We start from the raw sequence: 18,074 nt of genomic DNA, 5'->3' as shown, positions 1-18,074 counted from the left end.
CCCACCGTAGGCGTGCCGGAGCGATGGGGTGTTACCGCAGCGTGTGCATGTGTGCCGACGGAGTGCGCAGCGCGTCACATCGAACGCCGCAGACGCTGACTGCACAAGGGCCTGCCGCGGATGAAGCGTTCATTAAACGCGCGCCGCGTTCAGTCCACGGCACTCATTCGCCAATATCTTCGTTCCAGATCTCGGGATATTGCGCAATGAAGCCCCCGAGCAGGTCGACGCATTCCCGGCTGTCGAGGTCGATCACATTGACGCCGTTTTCGCGCAGCCAGTCGATGCCGCCCTGGAACGTGCGGGACTCGCCGACCACCACGGTGCCGATGTTGAACTGGCGCACCAGTCCCGAGCAGTACCAGCACGGGGCCAGGGTGGTCACCATGATCGTGTCGCGGTAGCGACGCTGGCGCCCGGCCTTGCGGAAGGCGTCGGTCTCGCCGTGCACGGAGGGATCGCCTTCCTGCACCCGGCGGTTGTGGCCGCAGCCGAGCAGGCGACCGTCGTTGTGGTACAGCGCCGCGCCGATCGGCACGCCGCCCTCGGCCAAGCCCTGGCGGGCTTCGGCGATGGCGGTCTGCAGCAGGGCCTGGTAATCAGGTGTGGTGATCATGCGGGGCTCCGGAAGGTCATGGGCTGCCATGATAAGGCGCCGTTCCCCCGCAGCGGCCCTGGCGGTGCGATAATCGGGACATGAGCGAATCCCCCTACAAATCCGGTACCACCCATTTCGGGTTCCGCGACGTCGCCGCCAAGGACAAGCAGAAGCTGGTCGGGCAGGTGTTCACCTCGGTCGCGCGCAACTACGACCTGATGAACGACCTGATGAGCCTGGGCGTGCACCGGGCGTGGAAGCGTTACTACGTGGCGACCGCGCAGGTGAAGCCCGGTGACCGCGTGCTTGACCTCGCGGGGGGCACTGGCGACATTGCCGCCCTGCTGAAGGAGCGCGTCGGCGCCGAAGGTTCGGTGGTTCTGGGCGACATCAATGCCGGCATGCTGTCGGTGGGCCGTGATCGCCTCACCAACCGCGGCCTGGTGCTGGGCCTGGACTACGTCCAGTGCAATGCCGAGGCCCTGCCGTTCCCGGACAACAGCTTCGACCTGGTCACCATCGCCTTCGGCCTGCGCAACGTGACCGACAAGGATGCCGGCCTGCGCGAGATGTACCGCGTGCTCAAGGTCGGCGGCCAGGCGCGTGTGCTGGAGTTCTCCGAGGTCACCGCCGACTGGTTCAAGCCGATCTACGACTTCCACTCGTTCAAGATCCTGCCGAAGCTGGGCAAGCTGTTCGCCAATGATTCGGACAGCTACCAGTACCTGGCCGAGAGCATCCGCAAGCATCCGCCGCAGGACGAGCTGAGGGCCATGATGGGCGAGGCCGGTTTCGAGCGCTGCCACTACAAGAACCTGACCGGCGGCATCGTGTCGATCCACTCCGGCTACAAGCTGTAAGCCTTGCCCTTGGTGGGTGCCAACCTTGGTTGGCACTCGGCCGCTGCGGTCATCCGCTCTGGTAGGTGCCGACCTTGGTCGGCACGGGCCTGCCACATGCGTTGATGGATCCGTGCCAACCAAGGTTGGCACCTACCCAGGGCGCCGCCGCAGGATCGGCCTTGGCCGCCTTACCCCGCACCGCGCAACGCCTGCGGGGCCGGAGGGAGGTACCATTGGGGTTTGCTCCCCGTAACGGTCCCGATTCATGCGCAATCCGCTGATGCTCCTTCCGTTGGCCGTGGCCCTGGCCGCCGGCTGCTCCCAGGAGGCGGCCGCGCCCGCCGCCGCCCCGACTGCCGAAAAGGCCCCCGCCGCTCCCGTGAACGCCGAGAACCGCAGCCACGACGAAAGCTCGTACGCCGAGCCGGACAAGGTCGTCATCAAGGACATCGCGCTGGATCTGAAGCTGGACTTCGACCAGAAGCAGATCGGCGGTACCGCGACCTACACCCTGGAATGGAAGCAGAAGGACGCCACGCAGCTGGTGCTCGACACCCGCGAGCTGACCGTGTCCAAGGTCGAAGCCGTTGCCGCTGACGGCGCGCGCAGCCCGCTGAAGTTCGAGCTGGCGGCGGCCGACAAGGTGTTCGGCAGCAAGCTGACCATCGAGGCCCCGCAGCAGCCGGCCAAGGTCGAGGTGACCTACCACACCGCGCCGACCGCCTCGGGCCTGCAGTGGCTGGCGCCGTCGATGACCGAAGGCAAGAAGCTGCCCTTCATGTTCAGCCAGTCGCAGGCCATCCATGCCCGTTCCTGGGTGCCGCTGCAGGACACCCCGAGCGTGCGCTTCACCTACAGCGCGCACGTGGTCTCGCGCCCGGACGTCATGGTGCTGATGAGCGCCGACAACGACCCCAAGGCCGCGCGTGATGGTGACTACACCTTCAAGATGCCGCAGCCGATCCCGTCCTACCTGCTGGCGATCGCCGCCGGCGATCTGGTGTTCGAGCCGATCTCCGGCCGCTCCGGCGTCTGGGCCGAACCGACCATGGTCGGCAAGGCGGCCAAGGAATTCGAGGACACCGAGAAGATGATCGGTGCCGCCGAGAAGCTGTACGGCGAGTACCGCTGGGGCCGTTACGACATGCTGGTGCTGCCGCCGTCGTTCCCGTTCGGCGGCATGGAGAACCCGCGCCTGACCTTCGCCACCCCGACCGTGATCGTCGGCGACAAATCGCTGGTTTCGCTGGTCGCCCACGAACTGGCGCACAGCTGGTCGGGCAACCTGGTGACCAACGCCAGCTGGAAGGACATCTGGCTCAACGAGGGCTTCACCACCTACGTCCAGGGCCGCATCACCGAAGCGCTGTACGGCAAGGAGATGGCCGAAATGGAGCGGCAGATCGACCAGACCGATCTGCTGGCGGAAGTGAAGGACATGAGCCCCGCCGACCAGGCGCTGGCGCTGCCGCCGCTGAACGAGCGTGACCCCGATGAAGCCCTGAGCCAGGTGGCCTACGTCAAGGGTTCCTGGTTCCTGGAGTTCCTGGAACAGCGCTTCGGCCGCGAGACCTTCGATCCGTTCCTGCGCGGCTGGTTCGATGACCACGCCTTCCAGAGCGCGAATACCGACCAGTTCGTCGAGTACCTGAAGAAGAACCTGCTGCCGAAGAACCCGTCGGCAGTGACGGAAGCCGAACTGAAGGCATGGCTGGACGAGCCGGGCATCCCGGCGTTCGCGGCCAAGGCGCAGTCGCGCAACTTCAGCAGCGTCGATACCGCGCGCATCGCCTTCACCAGCGCAGGCACCGTGCCCAGCAGCCAGGTCATCGCTGACTGGAGCACCCAGGAGTGGGTGCGCTTCATCGACGGCCTGGGCACGACCCAGCCGCTGGACACGCTGGCCACGCTGGACAAGGCCTTCCACTTCACGGGCACGCCGAATGGCGAGATCGCCATGCGCTGGTATCCGCTGGCCATCCGCAGCGGCTACGAGCCGGCCAATGAGGCCGCGGCGGCATTCATCGAGCGTGTCGGCCGTCGCAAGCTGATCCTGCCGATCTACGCCGAACTGGTGAAAACGCCGAAGGGGCTGGAGCTGGCCAAGCAGGCCTTCGAGAAGGCCAAGCCGGGCTACCATCCGATCACCACTGCCTCGGTCCAGGACATGCTGGCCAAGGCCGAAGCCAAGTAAGAACAAGCGCCGGGCCCTGCCCGGCGCTTTTTTTGTAGAGTCGAGCCATGCGCGACTTTGCAAGCATGCGAAAAACACGAAGGACCTCTGCCATGAAACGACTGATCCTGCTCACCGCCTGCACCCTGGCCCTGGCCGCCTGCAGCAATCCCGAAGAAGAGCGCAAGGCGCAGGAAGCCGCCGCGGCCGCCGTTCAGGCGCAGAAGGAAGCCAAGGCCGAGGACGTGGCCAGGCAGTACGACATGGCCGTCGCCGCGCAGGACTGGGAGCGCGCGCGACTGCATGGCGCCGCGCTGCTGGATGAGTACAAGGACACGGCCGCCGCCGAGCGCATCGCCGCAGGCTTCGAAGAGGTCAAGGCCAAGGGCGATGCCGCGCGCGACCTGCGCCGCATGCAGGCGCTGTGGCAGTACAACCAGATACCGGTCGGCAACAAGGGCAACCAGGTGTCGGCGCAGATCTACAGCAAGGAACGGGTGGACGTGGATGGCAGCGGCGCCAAGCCGGTGCAGCTGGTGTTCCGCGATCACCCGGAGTGGAAGCGGCACGCCTACCTGGTGCTGCAGGCCGGCGATTTCCGCTGCCCGCAGTGTACGGTGAAGGTGACCGTGGACGACGGCAAGCCGGTGTCGATGGCCGCCTGGCGGCCGCAGACCGATGAGGCGATTGCGCTGTTCATCACCGATCAGAAGGCGCTGTGGAAGCTTGCGCGCAAGGGCAAGTCGATCAGCATCGAGTTCCCGGTCAAGGCCGGCGGCACCCGCACGGCGGTGTTCGAGACCGGGGGCGTGGACGCAAGCCGCATGCCGTCGTGGTGGCAGTGATGATCGCGACGGGCAGCGCAGTGCACGCGTTGTCCGCGATCCGGCACTGGGTGTTCGACATGGACGGCACGCTGACTGTGGCCGTGCATGATTTCGCCGCGATCCGCCGCGCACTGGAGATCGCCGCCGAGGAAGACATCCTCGACCATATCGCGGCGCTGCCTGACGCATCGGCGCAGGCCAAGCGTGAGTGGTTGCTGGACCACGAGCGCGGGCTGGCCGAGGAGGCGTTGCCGGCACCGGGCGCGGTGAAGCTGCTGCGCGCGCTGGCGGCGGCTGGCTGCCGGCTGGGCATCCTGACCCGCAACGACCATGCGCTGGCGAAGCTGACGCTGGAGGCGATCGGGGTCGGGGAACTGTTCGACGATGCCGACATCATCGGCCGCGAAGAAGCGGTGCCCAAGCCCTCGCCGGATGGCCTGCAGCAGCACCTGCGGCGCTGGGGCGTTGCCGCCGCGCAGGCGGTGATGGTGGGTGACCACGCCTATGATCTGGACTGCGGCCGTGCCGCCGGCACCCACACCGTGCTGGTCAACCTGCCTGACAACCCGTGGCCGGGCCGCGCGGATTGGCACTTCGCCGATTGCCGCGCCCTGTTGGCAGCGTGGCAGGGCGCATGACCGTGTAGAGCCGAGCCCACGCTCGGCTGCTCTGCGGTCATATCGCGCTGGCGCGCGCAGGCCGAGCATGGGCTCGGCTCTACAGACAGCAGGCAACGTGTCGGTCGGAAGTTCCGGTAGTGCCGGCCGCTGGCCGGCAGTGTCGACCCAGGTCGACACCCACCGAGCAGCTGCGCGGGCAGTTCGGTTTACGCGCCCAGCGCGTAACCGAACTGCTGCTTGAACTGCTCGTTGAACTCATCGAAGGTGAAGCGCTGGTTCTGGGTGCCCGGGTGCTCGACCTTCAGTGCGCCCATCAGGTTGCCCATGCGGCCGATGGTCAGCCAGTCGTAGCCTTTCTGGATGCCGTAGATCAGGCCGGCGCGGAAGGCATCGCCGCAGCCGGTCGGATCGACCACACGGCGCTCGTGCGCCGGCGGGATGTCGTAGCTCTTGTCCGGCGTGTGGATGACCGCGCCCTTCGGGCCGCGGGTGGTGATGTAGGCCTGCACGCGGCTGACGATTTCCTTTTCGTCCCAGCCGGTGCGTTCCTGCAGCAGGTTCGACTCGTAGTCGTTGACCACCACGTAGTCGGCCTGCTCGATGAACTGGCGCAGCTCCGGTCCGTTGAACAGCGGCATGGCCTGGCCCGGGTCGAAGATGAACGGGATGCCGTCCTCGTGGAACTCCAGCGCGTTCTGGATCATGCCTTCGCGGCCGTCCGGGCCGACCAGGCCCAGGGTCACGCCCGGCACGCCACGCACGTGGTTCTCGTAGGAACGCATCATCGCGCCCGGGTGGAAGGCGGTGATCTGGTTGTTGTCGTGGTCGGTGGTGATGAAGGCCTGCGGGGTGAACAGCTCATCGATCACGCGCACGCGCGACAGGTCGATGCCCAGGCCATCGAAGTACTCGCGGTACGGGCCGAAGTCCGAGCCGACCGTGCCCATCGGGATCGGGTGGCCGCCCAGTAGATGCAGGTTGTAGGCGATGTTGCCGGCGCAGCCGCCGAACTCGCGGCGCATCCGCGGGACCAGGAACGACACGTTCAGGATGTGCACCTTGTCCGGCAGGATGTGATTCTTGAACTGGTCCGGAAACACCATGATGGTGTCGAAGGCAAGAGAACCACAGATCAGAGCGGACATCGATGTAAGCCTATGCGGTGAATTTTGGGGTGGGCCTGCCCGCTTCGACGGGCAAGCAAACGGCGCCCTTGGGCGCCCGACGGCGCAAAGGTTACCCGCTGGTGCCGCTCAGGGCCAGAAGCGGGTGATGCCGGATCAGGCCCAAAGCCTGTGAAGACGCGGGTTCAGCTGGATTTTTCCTTGCTCGGCGGCAGGCGGGTTGCTAGGCTTGTCGGCCTCGATTTCTGCCCATTTTTTCGCCATCCCGCGGCGGGCACGACACCCCTCAGGACTCCTTCCTCAGATGTTCAAGAAACTCCGTGGCATGTTCTCCAATGACCTGTCCATCGACCTGGGCACGGCCAACACCCTCATTTACGTGCGCGGGCAGGGGATCGTGCTGAATGAGCCTTCGGTCGTGGCCGTGCGCCAGGACCGTGCCATCGGTGGCACCCGCTCGGTGGCAGCCGTCGGTGCCGAGGCCAAGCAGATGCTGGGCCGTACCCCGGGCCACATCACCACCATCCGCCCGATGAAGGATGGCGTCATCGCCGACTTCACCTATACCGAGGCGATGCTCAAGCACTTCATCAAGAAGGTGCACAAGTCCCGCGTGCTGCGCCCGAGTCCGCGCGTGCTGGTCTGTGTGCCGGCCGGCTCGACCCAGGTCGAGCGTCGTGCGATCAAGGAATCGGCCGAGGAAGCCGGTGCCCGCGACGTGTACCTGATCGAAGAGCCGATGGCCGCTGCGATCGGCGCCGGCATGCCGGTCACCGAAGCCCGTGGCTCGATGGTCATCGATATCGGCGGTGGCACCACCGAAGTGGCGGTCATCTCCCTCAACGGCATCGTCTATTCGGCCTCCGTCCGCATCGGTGGCGACCGCTTCGACGAGTCGATCACCAACTACGTGCGCCGCAACCACGGCATGCTGATCGGTGAAGCCACGGCCGAGCGCATCAAGGTGGAGCTGGGCTGTGCCTACCCGCAGGCAGAGGTGCAGGAGCTGGAGATTTCCGGCCGCAACCTCGCCGAGGGCGTGCCGAAGATGATCAAGATCAGCTCCAACGAAGTGCTCGAAGCCCTGCACGAACCCCTGTCGGGCATCGTCAGCGCGGTCAAGCTGGCCCTGGAGCAGACGCCGCCGGAACTGTGCGCCGACGTCGCCGAGCGCGGCATCGTGCTGACCGGTGGTGGCGCCCTGCTGCGTGACCTGGATCGCCTGATCTCCGAGGAGACCGGCCTGCACGTGCAGGTGGCCGACGATCCGCTGACCTGCGTGGCCCGCGGCGGTGGTCGTGCGCTGGAGCTGGTCGACATGCACGGCAACGAGTTCTTTGCGCCGGAATAAGCTGTCCCGGCCGTTCCTGCCCGCAGCGCCCCTCCGGGGTGCGGCCCGTCGCGTTGGCGGGCCGGCACCGGCGGGGCGTCCGCGTGTTTCCCCTCCGCCTTCTGCCAGTTGAATCGTTGCCGTGCCGCCCTACGCCGGTCCTCCCGTTGCTTCCCGATCCGGTGATGCCGCCAGCCCGCTGCGGCTGCTGGCCTATCTCGCGCTGGCCATCACCCTGATCGTCCTCGACGACCAGGCCGGCTGGCTGGCGCGCCTGCGTGAACAGGCCAACACCCTGGTGCAGCCGGTCTGGGCCCTGGCAGGCCTGCCGGGCAAGCTGGGCAGCCAGGTCAAGGACAACGCGGCCAGCCACAGCCAGCTGGTCAGCGAGAACCGCGAGCTGCGCAACCAGCTGCTGCTGGCCAACGCCCGCCTGACCCGTCTGCAGACCGCTGCGCTGGACAATGCCCAGCTGCGCGAACTGCTGAACGTGGCCGAGCGCAGCGGACTGGACGTGCAGTTGGCGCCGATCCTCGATATCGACCTGGACCCGGTGAAACAGCGTCTGGTACTCGACGCAGGCAGCCGCGAGGGAGTGCATGTCGGCCAGGCGGTGATCGACGCCGGTGGGCTGATGGGCCAGGTGATCAGCGTTACCGGCGGCACCTCTACCGTGCTGCTGCTGACCGACCCCGACCATGCCGTGCCGGTGACCGTGGCCCGCAACGGTGTCCGCCTGATCGTCTACGGTCGCGGCGATACGCTGGAACTGCGCGACATCCCGCTCAGTGCCGGGGTGGAAGTGGGCGATGAGATCGTCACCTCCGGTCTCGGTGGCCGTTTCCCGGCCGGTTTCCCGGTCGGCACCATCACCGCGCTGCGCCCGGATGACACCCATGCCTTCCTGGTCGGTGAGCTGAAGCCGGCCGCACAGCTCGACCGCGGCCGCGATGTGCTGCTGCTGCGCCCGGGCGCAGCGATCCGCATCCCGCCGGAAGTACGCCTGCAGCTGGAGGACACCGCGCCAGGCGGGCCAGCCAATGCGGCAACCGTGCCAGTCCCGGCAACGCCGGCAGCAGCACCGGCAGCAGCACCGGCAGACACCCGCGCAGGGCAGCCGTCGGCGCCGGCCGTCACTCCGGCGTCTTCGACCGCCCCGGATCCGCAGCCGGCAACCGGACCGGCCGCCGCCGCAGGGGTCCAGCGATGAGCCGCCTGCGCGACAATCCCTGGGTGCTGCCGGCCAGTCTGGTGGTGGCCCTGCTGCTGGGCCTGCTGCCGCTGCCGGCCCTGCTGCAGCCGCTGCGCCCGTACTGGCTGGCGCTGGTGCTGGCGTACTGGGTGATCGAAACGCCCGAGCGCGTTGGTCTCGGCATCGCATTCGCCAGTGGCGTTGTCGCCGACCTGCTGTATGGCGGGGTGCTGGGTGAACAAGCGCTGCGCCTGGTGATGCTGGCCTTCATCCTGCAGCGCTTCCGCGCCCGCATCCGCTTCTTCCCGATGTCCCAGCAGATGCTCGCCATTGGTGGCCTGCTGTTCAACGACCGCATCGTCAGCGCGCTGGTGCACATCGTGGTGGATGAGCCGACGCTGCCGTGGTCGTACTGGTGGGCGCCGCTGCTGGGCATGGGCCTGTGGCCGCTGGTATTCGTGCTGCTGGACGCGGTGCGTTTCGGCAAACGCGGGCGTTGAGCCATGATTCCGCGCCGCCAGGTCAAGAACCCGCACGCCGAAGCCGAGCAGTTCCGCCGTCGTGCGGCGCTGGGTTTCCTGGGGGTGCTGGTCTGCCTGCTCGGGCTGGGGGGCTGGTACTTCAAGCTGCAGGTGCTGGACCACGACATCTACGCCACCCGTTCGGAAGCCAACCGCATCAAGCCGCGGCCGGTGGTGCCGGGGCGCGGCATGATCTACGACCGCAACGGCCGCCTGCTGGCCGAGAACGTGCCGGCTTTCCGCCTGGACGTGACCCCGGACAAGGTCAAGGACATGGATGCCACGCTGGAAGGACTGGCAAAGATCATCGAGATCAGTCCGGAAGAGCTGGAGGCGTTCAACAAGTCGCGCAAGGCGCGCCGGAAGTTCCTGCCGGTCACGCTCAAGCTGCGCATGACCGACGATGAGATGGCACGCTTCGCCGTCGATCGCTGGCGCTTCCCGGGTGTCGAGCTGGAGCCCTACCTGACCCGTCGTTATCCGTACGGCGATCTGTTCGCGCATATCATCGGCTACGTCGGTCGTGTCGATGACAAGGATCTGGAGATCCTTGGCGAGGGCAATGCCGCGTTGACCCACATCGGCAAGTCGGGCCTGGAGCGTTATTACGAGCAGCAGCTGCGCGGCAAGGTCGGTTACGAGCAGGTGGAGACCAACGTGCAGGGCCGTGCGATCCGCACCATCGGCCGCGTTGCCGCGCAGTCCGGTGTCGACCTGCGCCTGTCGATCGACGCCGACCTGCAGCGGGCGATGGTTGCCGCCTTCGGCGACCAGGAAGGCTCGGCGGTCGCGATGGACCCGCGCACGGGCGAGGTCCTGGCGATGGTCAGCCTGCCGTCGTACGACCCGAACCTGTTCGTCAACGGCATCTCCCACGCCGATTTCAAAGCGTTGAACGACAATCCGTCGCGCCCGCAGTTCAACCGCCTAGTACTGGGCGGCGTGGCGCCCGGCTCGACGCTCAAGCCGCTGATCGCACTGGCCGGTCTGGACGCCGGTGTGCGCCGCCCGGAAGACAAGATCCTGTCCACCGGCATGTTCTACCTGCCCGGCACCAGCCGCGGCTGGGGCGATGCCAACCGTGGCGGCCATGGCTGGACCGACCTGCGCAAGTCGATCTCAAATTCGGTCAATACCTATTACTACCGGCTGGCGCTGGACCTGGGCATCGAGCGTTTCGACCATTACATGGACTATTACGGTTTCGGCCAGCCGACCGGCATCGACCTGACCGGCGAGATCGGCGGCATCCTGCCGTCACCGGCGTACAAGCGGAAGACCCGCAAGGAAGCGTGGTACCCCGGCGATACGGTCAACATCAGCATCGGCCAGGGCGACTGGAAGGTCACCCCGCTGCAGCTGGCGCGGGGCGTCAGCGGTCTGGCCAGCGGGCAGCTGCGCACGCCGCACCTGGTCATCCAGCAGCGCGAAGGGTTCGACAGCGAGTGGACCGGGGTGCCGGCACGCGACAGCAAGCCGGTCAGCCCCAATCCGAACAACGTGCAGGCCGTGCGCGAAGGCATGATGGCGACCATGCAGCCCGGCGGCAGCGGCTGGCGGGTGGCGGTCGGGGCGCCGTACGTGATGGCCGGCAAGACCGGCACCGCGCAGGTGGTCAGCCGCCGTGGCACGGCAGCGGTGAATCCCAAGAGCCTGCCGATGCACCTGCGCCACCGTGCGCTGTTCGTTGGCTTCGCGCCGGCTGATCAGCCGGTGATCGCATTGGCGATCGCGGTGGAAGGCGGCGGTTACGGCGGCTCGGCAGCTGCGCCGATCGCACGCAAGGTGTTCGATGCCTGGCTGCTGGGCAAGATGCCCGATGGCATCCAGCCGCTGGACAGCGAACGCGGCACCACCGCCATCGGTGCGACCGCTTTCGACAACGAGGACGTGGGCGCCCGCCAGGCGGGGGATGCTGCCGCCGCACAGGTCGGTGAGCATCCGGTGCTGATCGGCGCTGCGGTCCCGCAGCCCCAGCCGCAGCCGGGAACACCCGCTGCGCCGGCACCGGCACTGCCTGCCGCGCCGCGTCCACCGGCGGCTGCGGAGGCGACGCGATGAAGGCCTTCCTGCGATGGGCCGGGGACATGCTGCGGCGCTTCTTCAGCACGCTGGACTGGGTGCTGTGCCTTGCCCTGGGCGCGCTGATGATGATCGGCCTGGCCACGCTGAAGAGTGCAGGCGGCGACAGCCTGGTAATGGCGCAGGGCGCCCGCTTCGCCGTGGGCATGGCCGCGCTGTGGGCCATCTCGCGGGTACCGATCCTGCGCATCCGTTCGGCGACGCCGATGATCTACGCGATCTCGATGATCCCGTTGCTGGCGGTGTTCGTGCTCGGTACCGGCAAATACGGCCGGCAGTGGCTGGACCTGAAGTTCTTCTACCTGCAGCCGGCTGAACTGCTGAAGGTGAGCCTGCCGATGATGGTGGCCTGGTACCTGCACCGGGTGCCCTTGCCACCACGCATCAATACGGTGCTGGTGTCGCTGGTCATCATCGGCGTGCCGACCGGTCTGGTGATGCTACAGCCGGACTTCGGCACGGGCGTGCTGATCGCCGCCAGCGGCGTGTTCGTGCTGCTGCTGGCCGGGTTGCCATGGTGGTGGGTGGGGCTGGGCGTGGGCGGCGTGGCCGCGGTTGCGCCGCTGGCCTGGTTCTGGCTGCTGCGGCCCTACCAGAAGGACCGCATCATGATGTTCCTCGACCCGGAAATGGATGCGCTGGGCGCGGGCTGGAACATCATCCAGTCGAAGATCGCGATCGGTTCCGGCGGGTTCGACGGCAAGGGCTGGGGCGAAGGCTCGCAGTCGCACCTGAACTTCATTCCCGAGCAGACCACCGACTTTGCATTCTCGGTGTTGAGCGAGGAATTCGGCTGGATCGGCGTGGCCGTCGTGCTGGCGCTGTACCTGGTGGTGATCGGGCGCTGCCTGTGGATTGCCAGCCAGTCGCGCGACTCCTATTCGCGGCTGCTGGCCGGTGCCACCGGCCTGGCGTTCTTCGTCTACGTGCTGGTCAATGGCGGAATGATCTCGGGTCTGTTGCCGGTGGTGGGCGTACCGATGCCGTTGATCAGCTATGGCGGTACGTCGGCCGTCTCGCTGCTGGCCGGCTTCGGGCTGGTGATGGCGGTGCGCAGCCACAATCCCGTGCACGGCGGCTACGGCTAGCACCTCCGGGAGCGCGCGGCCGACGCGGGTTGCTGCACCTCTGCGGTTTCGGGCAAGGCCGGGGCCGTCCAACGCTTGCGCAACGCCCTTCATGGAAGCGTTCCCATGAAGACGCGCAACAGCAGGTCCGCTGACCAAAGCCCTAAAAAAACGTTATCTAGTTCACACTTTTACGCTGCGTTGATTTTGATCAATGGACTTGTCGCAATCGGCCTGCACAATGGCGGCCCGTTCGGCACGGCGCGCCGTCTATCGTTGCAGCGCGAGGGGGCGTCGGGCGGGAAGCAGTACTGATCCAACGGATACAGGGCGCGTGGGGTACTGCCACTGGGGAGCGGCAGCCGCGCGCGTATCGACCGGATCCGGTCGCCGGTTGCGTCTGCGGGGATGGGGACGCAACCGGCAACCTCTCAACTGAATGCGATGGATCGCTCACATCGTTTTCACAATTTCGACTGCTTGCAAGCAAATCGTTGTGATTCATGGTGTTAGGGGTTTTAATTCATCCATGACCTGCTAACCTGCGACGATGATTCGACGCACTCTGGCCTGCATGCTTACCCTCGGCCTGGTCGCCTGCGCGACCCAGCCGACATCTCCACCGTCTTCACCGCAGGCCAGCAGTACGCCGCGCCATCCGGCCAGCAAGCCCAAGGGACCGGCCGAGGCCGCGCCGGAAGCCACCGCCGCCACCGCGCCACCGGTCGATCTCACACCGGTTCCGTTCGAGACCGCGCGCGCCACCTTCATCGCCGATACCGCCAAGCGTTACGGACTCCAGCCCGACGAGATCCGTCGCGTGCTCGACCAGGCGCAGGTGCGCCAGCCGATCATCGCCGCGATGTCGCGCCCTGCCGAACGGGTCAAACCCTGGAACGAATACCGGCCGATGTTCATCAGCAAGGCGCGCATCGAGGGGGGCCGTGCCTTCCTCGCCGAACACCGCGCCGAGCTGGATCGCGTGCAGCAGCGCACCGGTGTTCCGGCCGAGGTGATCGTGGCGATCATCGGCGTGGAGACCAGCTATGGCAGGAATGCCGGCAACCACCGCGTGCTCGATGCGCTGTACACGCTGGCCTTCTACTACCCGCGCAGCGGCGATCCGGAGAAGCTGGAACGCGAGGTGCGCCGCGAGCTGTTCTTCCGTGATGAACTGGCCAAGCTGTTTGAACTGGGCCGCGAGGAGAAACTCGACATCACCACGCTCAAGGGCAGCTATGCCGGTGCGATGGGCATGGGCCAGTTCATGCCGTCCAGCTACCTGGACTATGCCGTGGATGGCAACGGCGACGGTCGCCGTGACCTGTTCAACAGCTACGACGACGTGTTTTCCTCCATTGCCAACTACTTCGTGAAGAAGGGAGGCTGGGTCCGGGGCGGGCAGGTGGCCGTGCCGGCGACACTCGCTCCGGGGCGCGAGGAATTCAATCCGACCGAGTGGGCACCGACCTGGTCGCTGGCCGATCTGGCCCAGCGTGGCTATCAGCCTGCCGCACCGGTACAGCCGGGTGCGACGGCCACTCCGGTTACGCTCGAGGGCAGCGCCGGCAAGCAGTACTGGCTGGGCTTCCAGAACTACTACGCGATCACCCGCTACAACCTCTCGAAGATGTATGCGATGGCCGTGTTCCAGTTGTCGCAGGCCATTGCCGGACAGGAGCTGCCCCCGGCATGAACATCAGATGGCTGGTCCCTGGATTGATCGTCCTCGCGCTGGCCGCCTGCAGCAGCGCGCCGAAGAAGCCGGCCACCGCCGGCCACGGTGGAACGCCTTCCGGTACGGTGGTGCAGGGCAGGGGCACGCGCCCGGCGCATTGTCCGGAGGGATCGCCCTATGCGGCGGCCAAGGAAGACCCGAACACGCGGGGCAACTACACCGCCGGCGGCCTGTACCGGCCGGGCGTGAAAGACAGCACGCCGACCTACATTCCGAACGTGGCCTGCATTCCCGAGCCGGAAGTGACGGCTGAAACACGCTCGGCCATCGGCAACAAATCGCCGTACGTGGTGCTGGGCAAGTCGTACAAGGTGCTCGACGATACCCGCGATTATGTCGAGCGCGGTACGGCGTCGTACTACGGCGCCAAGTTCCATGGCCGCCTGACCTCGAACCGGGAGGTCTACGACATGTACCAGTTCACCGCTGCGCACAAGACGCTGCCGCTGCCCAGCTTCGCCCGCGTGACCAATCTGGACAACGGCGAGTCGGTGATCGTGCGGGTCAATGACCGGGGCCCGTTCCACGATGGCCGCGTGGTCGATCTGAGCTATGCCGCTGCGGTACGCCTGGGCATCACCCAGCGCGGAACCGGCAATGTGGAGGTGCGCGCGCTGCAGCCGGGTGAGGGCAATCTGCTGGCGCAGAAGCCGTCGCGCCGCGAGCGCCGGGCGGCCGAAGCCGCCGCCGCTGCCGGTGCGGCGACGACGATGGCGAGCACTGTCGCCACGCGCCCGGCGGCCGACAGCGACATCGACCGCCTGGTCAAACGCCTGCCTGCCGATGCGGCGCCGACCCGGGGCCAGCCGGCCACCACGCAGGCGGTGGTCAGCACGTTGCCGGACGTGGCGGTCAGCAGCCTGCCGCCGAGTGCAGTGGGCGTCCGCACTGCGGCACCTGCCGCTGCGCCGGCGAGGGTCGCCGCCACGGCGCCGCGCGCTTCCGCGGCACCGGCCAGCAGCCCCACGCTGTCGCAGCAGGTGGTGGGTGCGGTGATGGTGCAGGTGGCCAGCTTCTCCAACCGTGACAATGCCAATCGTGCGATGGGCCAGCTCAATGCGGCCGGCATCGTCGGCGCGACCATCAGCGACATCGCCGCCGGTGGCCGCACGCTCTTCCGTCTGCGCGTACCCGCCAGCGACCATGCCAGTGCCGCGGAACTTGTCGGCCGCATCGCCGGTCTGGGCCTTGGATCGCCGCAGATCGTCAAGGATTGATCCCGCCCGGGTCGGTGCTGCCGGCCCGGGCCCCCCCGGCCTACAATGGCCATTCTGTTCCCCCTCCATTCCCGGCCGTCCCTGGAGCCCGCTGTCCAATGAATTTCCGTTCCGCCGCCACCGCCCTGGCCGCCACCCTGGTGGTGGGCCTGGCTTCTGCCCAGACGCCGCTGCCGACCCCGGCCGCACCTGCACCTGCCGCCGCTGCGGCTCCGGCCACCGTGGCCACGCCACCGGCCCCGGTGCCGAGTGTGTCCAAGGCCTGGATCCTGATGGACTACGCCACCGGCCAGGTGCTGGCGGGCGAGAACATCCACGAGCAGCTGGCGCCGGCCAGCATCACCAAGGTGATGACCTCCTACGTGATCGCCGCTGAGGTCAAGAACGGCAAGGTCCGTGCGGATGACCAGGTGATGATGAGCGAGCGCGCCTGGCGCGAAGGCGGTGCGGGTACCGACGGCAGCTACAGCGGCTTCCCGGTGAACCAGACCGCGCGCCTGGAAGACATGGAAAAGGGCATGGCCATCCAGTCCGGCAACGATGCCGCGATCGCCCTGGCCGAGCACGTGGCGGGCAGCGAGGAAGCCTTCGCCTCGCTGATGAACAGCTACGCCGCCAAGATCGGCATGAAGAACTCGCACTTCGTCAACGCCCACGGCCTGACCGCCGCGGGCCACCACAGCACCGCCTATGACCTGGCGCTGCTGGGCCGGGCGATGGTGCGTGATTACCCGGAAACCTACGCGTACAACAAGATCAAGGAATTCCAGGTCGGCAACATCAAGCAGCCCAACCGCAACCTGCTGTTGTGGCGCGACGGCAGTGTCGATGGCATCAAGACCGGGCACACCTCCGAGGCGGGCTACTGCCTGATGAGTTCGGCGCAGCGCGGCGACCAGCGCCTGATCGCGGTGGTGCTGGGCGGCGCCTCCGAGAAGCAGCGCGCCGATGACAGCCTGGCGCTGTTGAACTGGGGCTTCCGCTTCTTCGAAACGCACCGCCTGTATGAGCCGGGCAAGGCCGTCGCCGAGCACAAGGTGTGGAAGGGCACCAGTGACAAGGTGCAGCTGGGCGTGGCGCAGCCGATGCTGGTCAGCGTGCCGCGTGGCCGCTACAACGATCTGAAGCCGAGCATCGATGTGCCCAAGACCCTGGAAGCGCCGTTCACGGCCGGCCAGCAGATCGGCACGGTGAAGGTGAGCCTGGATGGCAAGGTGGTGGCCGAAGCGCCGCTGGTGGCGGTGGCTGCCGTCGAGCAGGCCGGCTTCTTCAAGCGCCTGTGGGACAGCTTCTGGATGTGGTGGGAATCGGAATGATCCGCGGCGCCATGCGATGACGTGAAAAGGAAAAGGCCGGCGCATGCCGGCCTTTTCCGTTGCAACCAATGTGCGGACCAGATGTCCGCACTGTTCTAGAGCGAACGGCTGATGGTGAAGCTGCCGAACACCGGTGCCTCGCGCTGGCCGTTGAACTCGCGGGTGCTGTGGTAGCGCGCCGCTGCGAACTTCCAGCGCCCGCGCATCACCGCGATTCCGTAGCCGCCGTAGGCCACGATGTGGCGCTTGTCGACGCTGTGGCTGTTGCGGAAGGTGTTGCCGTCCAGGGTGATGTTGCGGATCACCCAGGCGGCATCGCTGGTGGCGAACAGATGCCATGACCAGCCGCTCGGCCTGCCACCGCGGGTCGGCGCGGTGTTCTCGCCGGCAGGACGCAGCGGCGTGCTGCCGAAGTCATCCGGCAGTTTCCAGCCGAAGCGCACCTCGCCACCGATGTTGGCCTTGGTCGCCAGGTTGCCGACCGAGCCGCCGTAGTGGCTGATCGCATCCCAGCCCCAGCCGCCCGCGTTGACGCTGGCATCGCCCGGCCAACGACGCATCCGCTCATGGGTCAGCATCACCAGCGGCTCGTTGTGCAGCTGGTTGTCCCAGCCCTGGAACTTCTCATCGTTCAGCACCTCATGCACCGCGTTCTGCACCTGCTTGCCCTGGGCCCACGGACCGACAACGCCCAGCGTCAGCTGGGTGGTCTGCAGTCGATCACCACTGCGTGCGTTGTAGCCGAAGCTGGCGATCAGCACGCCCGCGTAGGGGCGGTCATCCTTGATCAGGTCCTTCCGGGTGAAGTCGGTCGGGGTGAAGATGCCCTGGGCGATGCTGAAGATCATGTTCTGCTGTTCGAACCGGCCCGGGTGCAGGCGCTCCAGATAGCCGTTGACCCAGCGCGCCAGGCGCGGCAGGCAGGGATCGTCGGTGTAATCGACGAGGTTCGGTGATACGAAGGTCAGTTCGGCGCCGTTGGTATACCCCTGGTCCTGGTGGCGGCCGCCGAACAGGTCGTTGTCAACGCGGAAATTGATCTGCGGCGGGTGCTCACGCATGGCATCGGGGCCGCATTGTTCGGCGGCCTGCGCGGCAAGGGGGAGGGCGGCGGCCAGGAGGCCGGACAGCCCGAAGGCTGCGACGCTACGCATGGATGGAATGCTCATGGGGAAAGGGGTGGTCGTCTGTCGTTATATGCAACGACACGGTACCCCGGCCCGCGTGACGGTACGAGCGCGTCCCGGTCACTTGTCTGTTCCGAAAACGACATTGTCTCGTGACGACAACCGGCGCCGGGGGGCTTGTCGCGCGCCCGCGGCAGGAAGCTGAATGGGAATTCAGGTGCAACGCAGCGGCCTGCCGGTGTCCGCGTTGACCTGGATGAATACTCTTGGGTTTGTTGCCCTGCGGCCCGATAATGGGTC

16 protein-coding genes are annotated in these 18,074 nt (G+C 66.9%); 13 read left to right on the top strand and 3 right to left on the bottom strand.

Going from position 1 to position 18,074, the window contains the following annotated elements; all coding sequences use genetic code 11:
* Positions 1-163: 163 nt before the first annotated feature.
* Positions 164-616, bottom strand: a complete 453-nt coding sequence (locus ABE543_RS12490) for a nucleoside deaminase (protein WP_346475752.1) — start codon at positions 614-616, stop codon at positions 164-166.
* A gap of 80 nt (positions 617-696) precedes the next feature.
* On the opposite strand from ABE543_RS12490, the gene ubiE reads away from it, so the two are divergent.
* The 4 genes from ubiE to ABE543_RS12470 all read left to right on the top strand — a co-directional run bounded on the left by ubiE (position 697) and on the right by ABE543_RS12470 (position 5,078).
* On the top strand, positions 697-1,458 hold the full coding sequence (ubiE, locus tag ABE543_RS12485) for a bifunctional demethylmenaquinone methyltransferase/2-methoxy-6-polyprenyl-1,4-benzoquinol methylase UbiE (RefSeq protein ID WP_346475751.1): 762 nt from the start codon (positions 697-699) through the stop codon (positions 1,456-1,458).
* Positions 1,459-1,705: 247 nt separating this feature from the next.
* Complete coding sequence (locus ABE543_RS12480; RefSeq protein WP_111186200.1) at positions 1,706-3,634, top strand: M1 family metallopeptidase; 1,929 nt, start codon at positions 1,706-1,708, stop codon at positions 3,632-3,634.
* Between the two features lie 92 nt (positions 3,635-3,726).
* Complete coding sequence (locus ABE543_RS12475; protein ID WP_164150675.1) at positions 3,727-4,458, top strand: hypothetical protein; 732 nt, start codon at positions 3,727-3,729, stop codon at positions 4,456-4,458.
* Entirely contained in the window at positions 4,458-5,078 is a 621-nt protein-coding gene (locus tag ABE543_RS12470; protein WP_346475750.1) for an HAD family hydrolase, read from the top strand. The genes ABE543_RS12475 and ABE543_RS12470 overlap by 1 nt, the downstream gene beginning before the upstream one ends.
* A 188-nt stretch (positions 5,079-5,266) precedes the next feature.
* On the opposite strand, the gene ABE543_RS12465 is transcribed toward ABE543_RS12470, so the two are convergent.
* A complete protein-coding gene (locus ABE543_RS12465) occupies positions 5,267-6,205 on the bottom strand; it encodes a carbohydrate kinase family protein (protein ID WP_053519641.1) in 939 nt (312 codons plus the stop codon).
* Positions 6,206-6,488: 283 nt separating this feature from the next.
* On the opposite strand from ABE543_RS12465, the gene ABE543_RS12460 reads away from it, so the two are divergent.
* The 9 genes from ABE543_RS12460 to ABE543_RS12420 all read left to right on the top strand — a co-directional run bounded on the left by ABE543_RS12460 (position 6,489) and on the right by ABE543_RS12420 (position 16,647).
* The gene (locus ABE543_RS12460) at positions 6,489-7,535 is read left to right on the top strand and encodes a rod shape-determining protein (protein WP_005411077.1); all 1,047 of its coding nucleotides are present in this window, start codon (positions 6,489-6,491) and stop codon (positions 7,533-7,535) included.
* A 121-nt stretch (positions 7,536-7,656) separates the two neighbouring features.
* Positions 7,657-8,724, top strand: coding sequence for a rod shape-determining protein MreC (gene mreC, locus ABE543_RS12455; protein ID WP_128989983.1), 1,068 nt, complete (start codon positions 7,657-7,659; stop codon positions 8,722-8,724).
* Positions 8,721-9,206, top strand: a complete 486-nt coding sequence (gene mreD, locus ABE543_RS12450; protein ID WP_053519639.1) for a rod shape-determining protein MreD — start codon at positions 8,721-8,723, stop codon at positions 9,204-9,206. The genes mreC and mreD overlap by 4 nt, the downstream gene beginning before the upstream one ends.
* A 3-nt stretch (positions 9,207-9,209) precedes the next feature.
* Positions 9,210-11,288: a penicillin-binding protein 2 gene (gene mrdA, locus ABE543_RS12445; protein WP_065175165.1), complete on the top strand. Its 2,079-nt coding sequence runs from the start codon at positions 9,210-9,212 to the stop codon at positions 11,286-11,288.
* Complete coding sequence (rodA, locus tag ABE543_RS12440; protein ID WP_053519637.1) at positions 11,285-12,397, top strand: rod shape-determining protein RodA; 1,113 nt, start codon at positions 11,285-11,287, stop codon at positions 12,395-12,397. The genes mrdA and rodA overlap by 4 nt, the downstream gene beginning before the upstream one ends.
* A gap of 105 nt (positions 12,398-12,502) precedes the next feature.
* A complete protein-coding gene (locus ABE543_RS12435; protein WP_197572726.1) occupies positions 12,503-12,691 on the top strand; it encodes a hypothetical protein in 189 nt (62 codons plus the stop codon).
* A 235-nt stretch (positions 12,692-12,926) separates the two neighbouring features.
* Positions 12,927-14,072 carry a lytic murein transglycosylase B gene (mltB, locus tag ABE543_RS12430; RefSeq protein ID WP_346475749.1) on the top strand — a complete coding sequence of 382 codons (1,146 nt, stop codon included), beginning with the start codon at positions 12,927-12,929 and terminating at the stop codon, positions 14,070-14,072.
* On the top strand, positions 14,069-15,331 hold the full coding sequence (locus ABE543_RS12425; RefSeq protein WP_197600926.1) for a septal ring lytic transglycosylase RlpA family protein: 1,263 nt from the start codon (positions 14,069-14,071) through the stop codon (positions 15,329-15,331). The genes mltB and ABE543_RS12425 overlap by 4 nt, the downstream gene beginning before the upstream one ends.
* 98 nt (positions 15,332-15,429) lie before the next feature.
* Positions 15,430-16,647 (top strand): D-alanyl-D-alanine carboxypeptidase family protein, encoded by a 1,218-nt coding sequence (locus tag ABE543_RS12420; protein WP_053519634.1) that lies wholly within the window; start codon positions 15,430-15,432, stop codon positions 16,645-16,647.
* 95 nt (positions 16,648-16,742) lie between these two features.
* On the opposite strand, the gene ABE543_RS12415 is transcribed toward ABE543_RS12420, so the two are convergent.
* Entirely contained in the window at positions 16,743-17,801 is a 1,059-nt protein-coding gene (locus ABE543_RS12415) for a lipid A deacylase LpxR family protein (protein ID WP_346475748.1), read from the bottom strand.
* Between the last annotated feature and the right edge of the window lie 273 nt (positions 17,802-18,074).

This window comes from Stenotrophomonas sp. TWI169, from assembly GCF_039674705.1.
Lineage (GTDB): Bacteria > Pseudomonadota > Gammaproteobacteria > Xanthomonadales > Xanthomonadaceae > Stenotrophomonas > Stenotrophomonas maltophilia_P.
The sequence above is the reverse complement of the archived record's forward strand: the minus strand, read 5'-3'. Positions and strand labels throughout refer to the sequence as shown.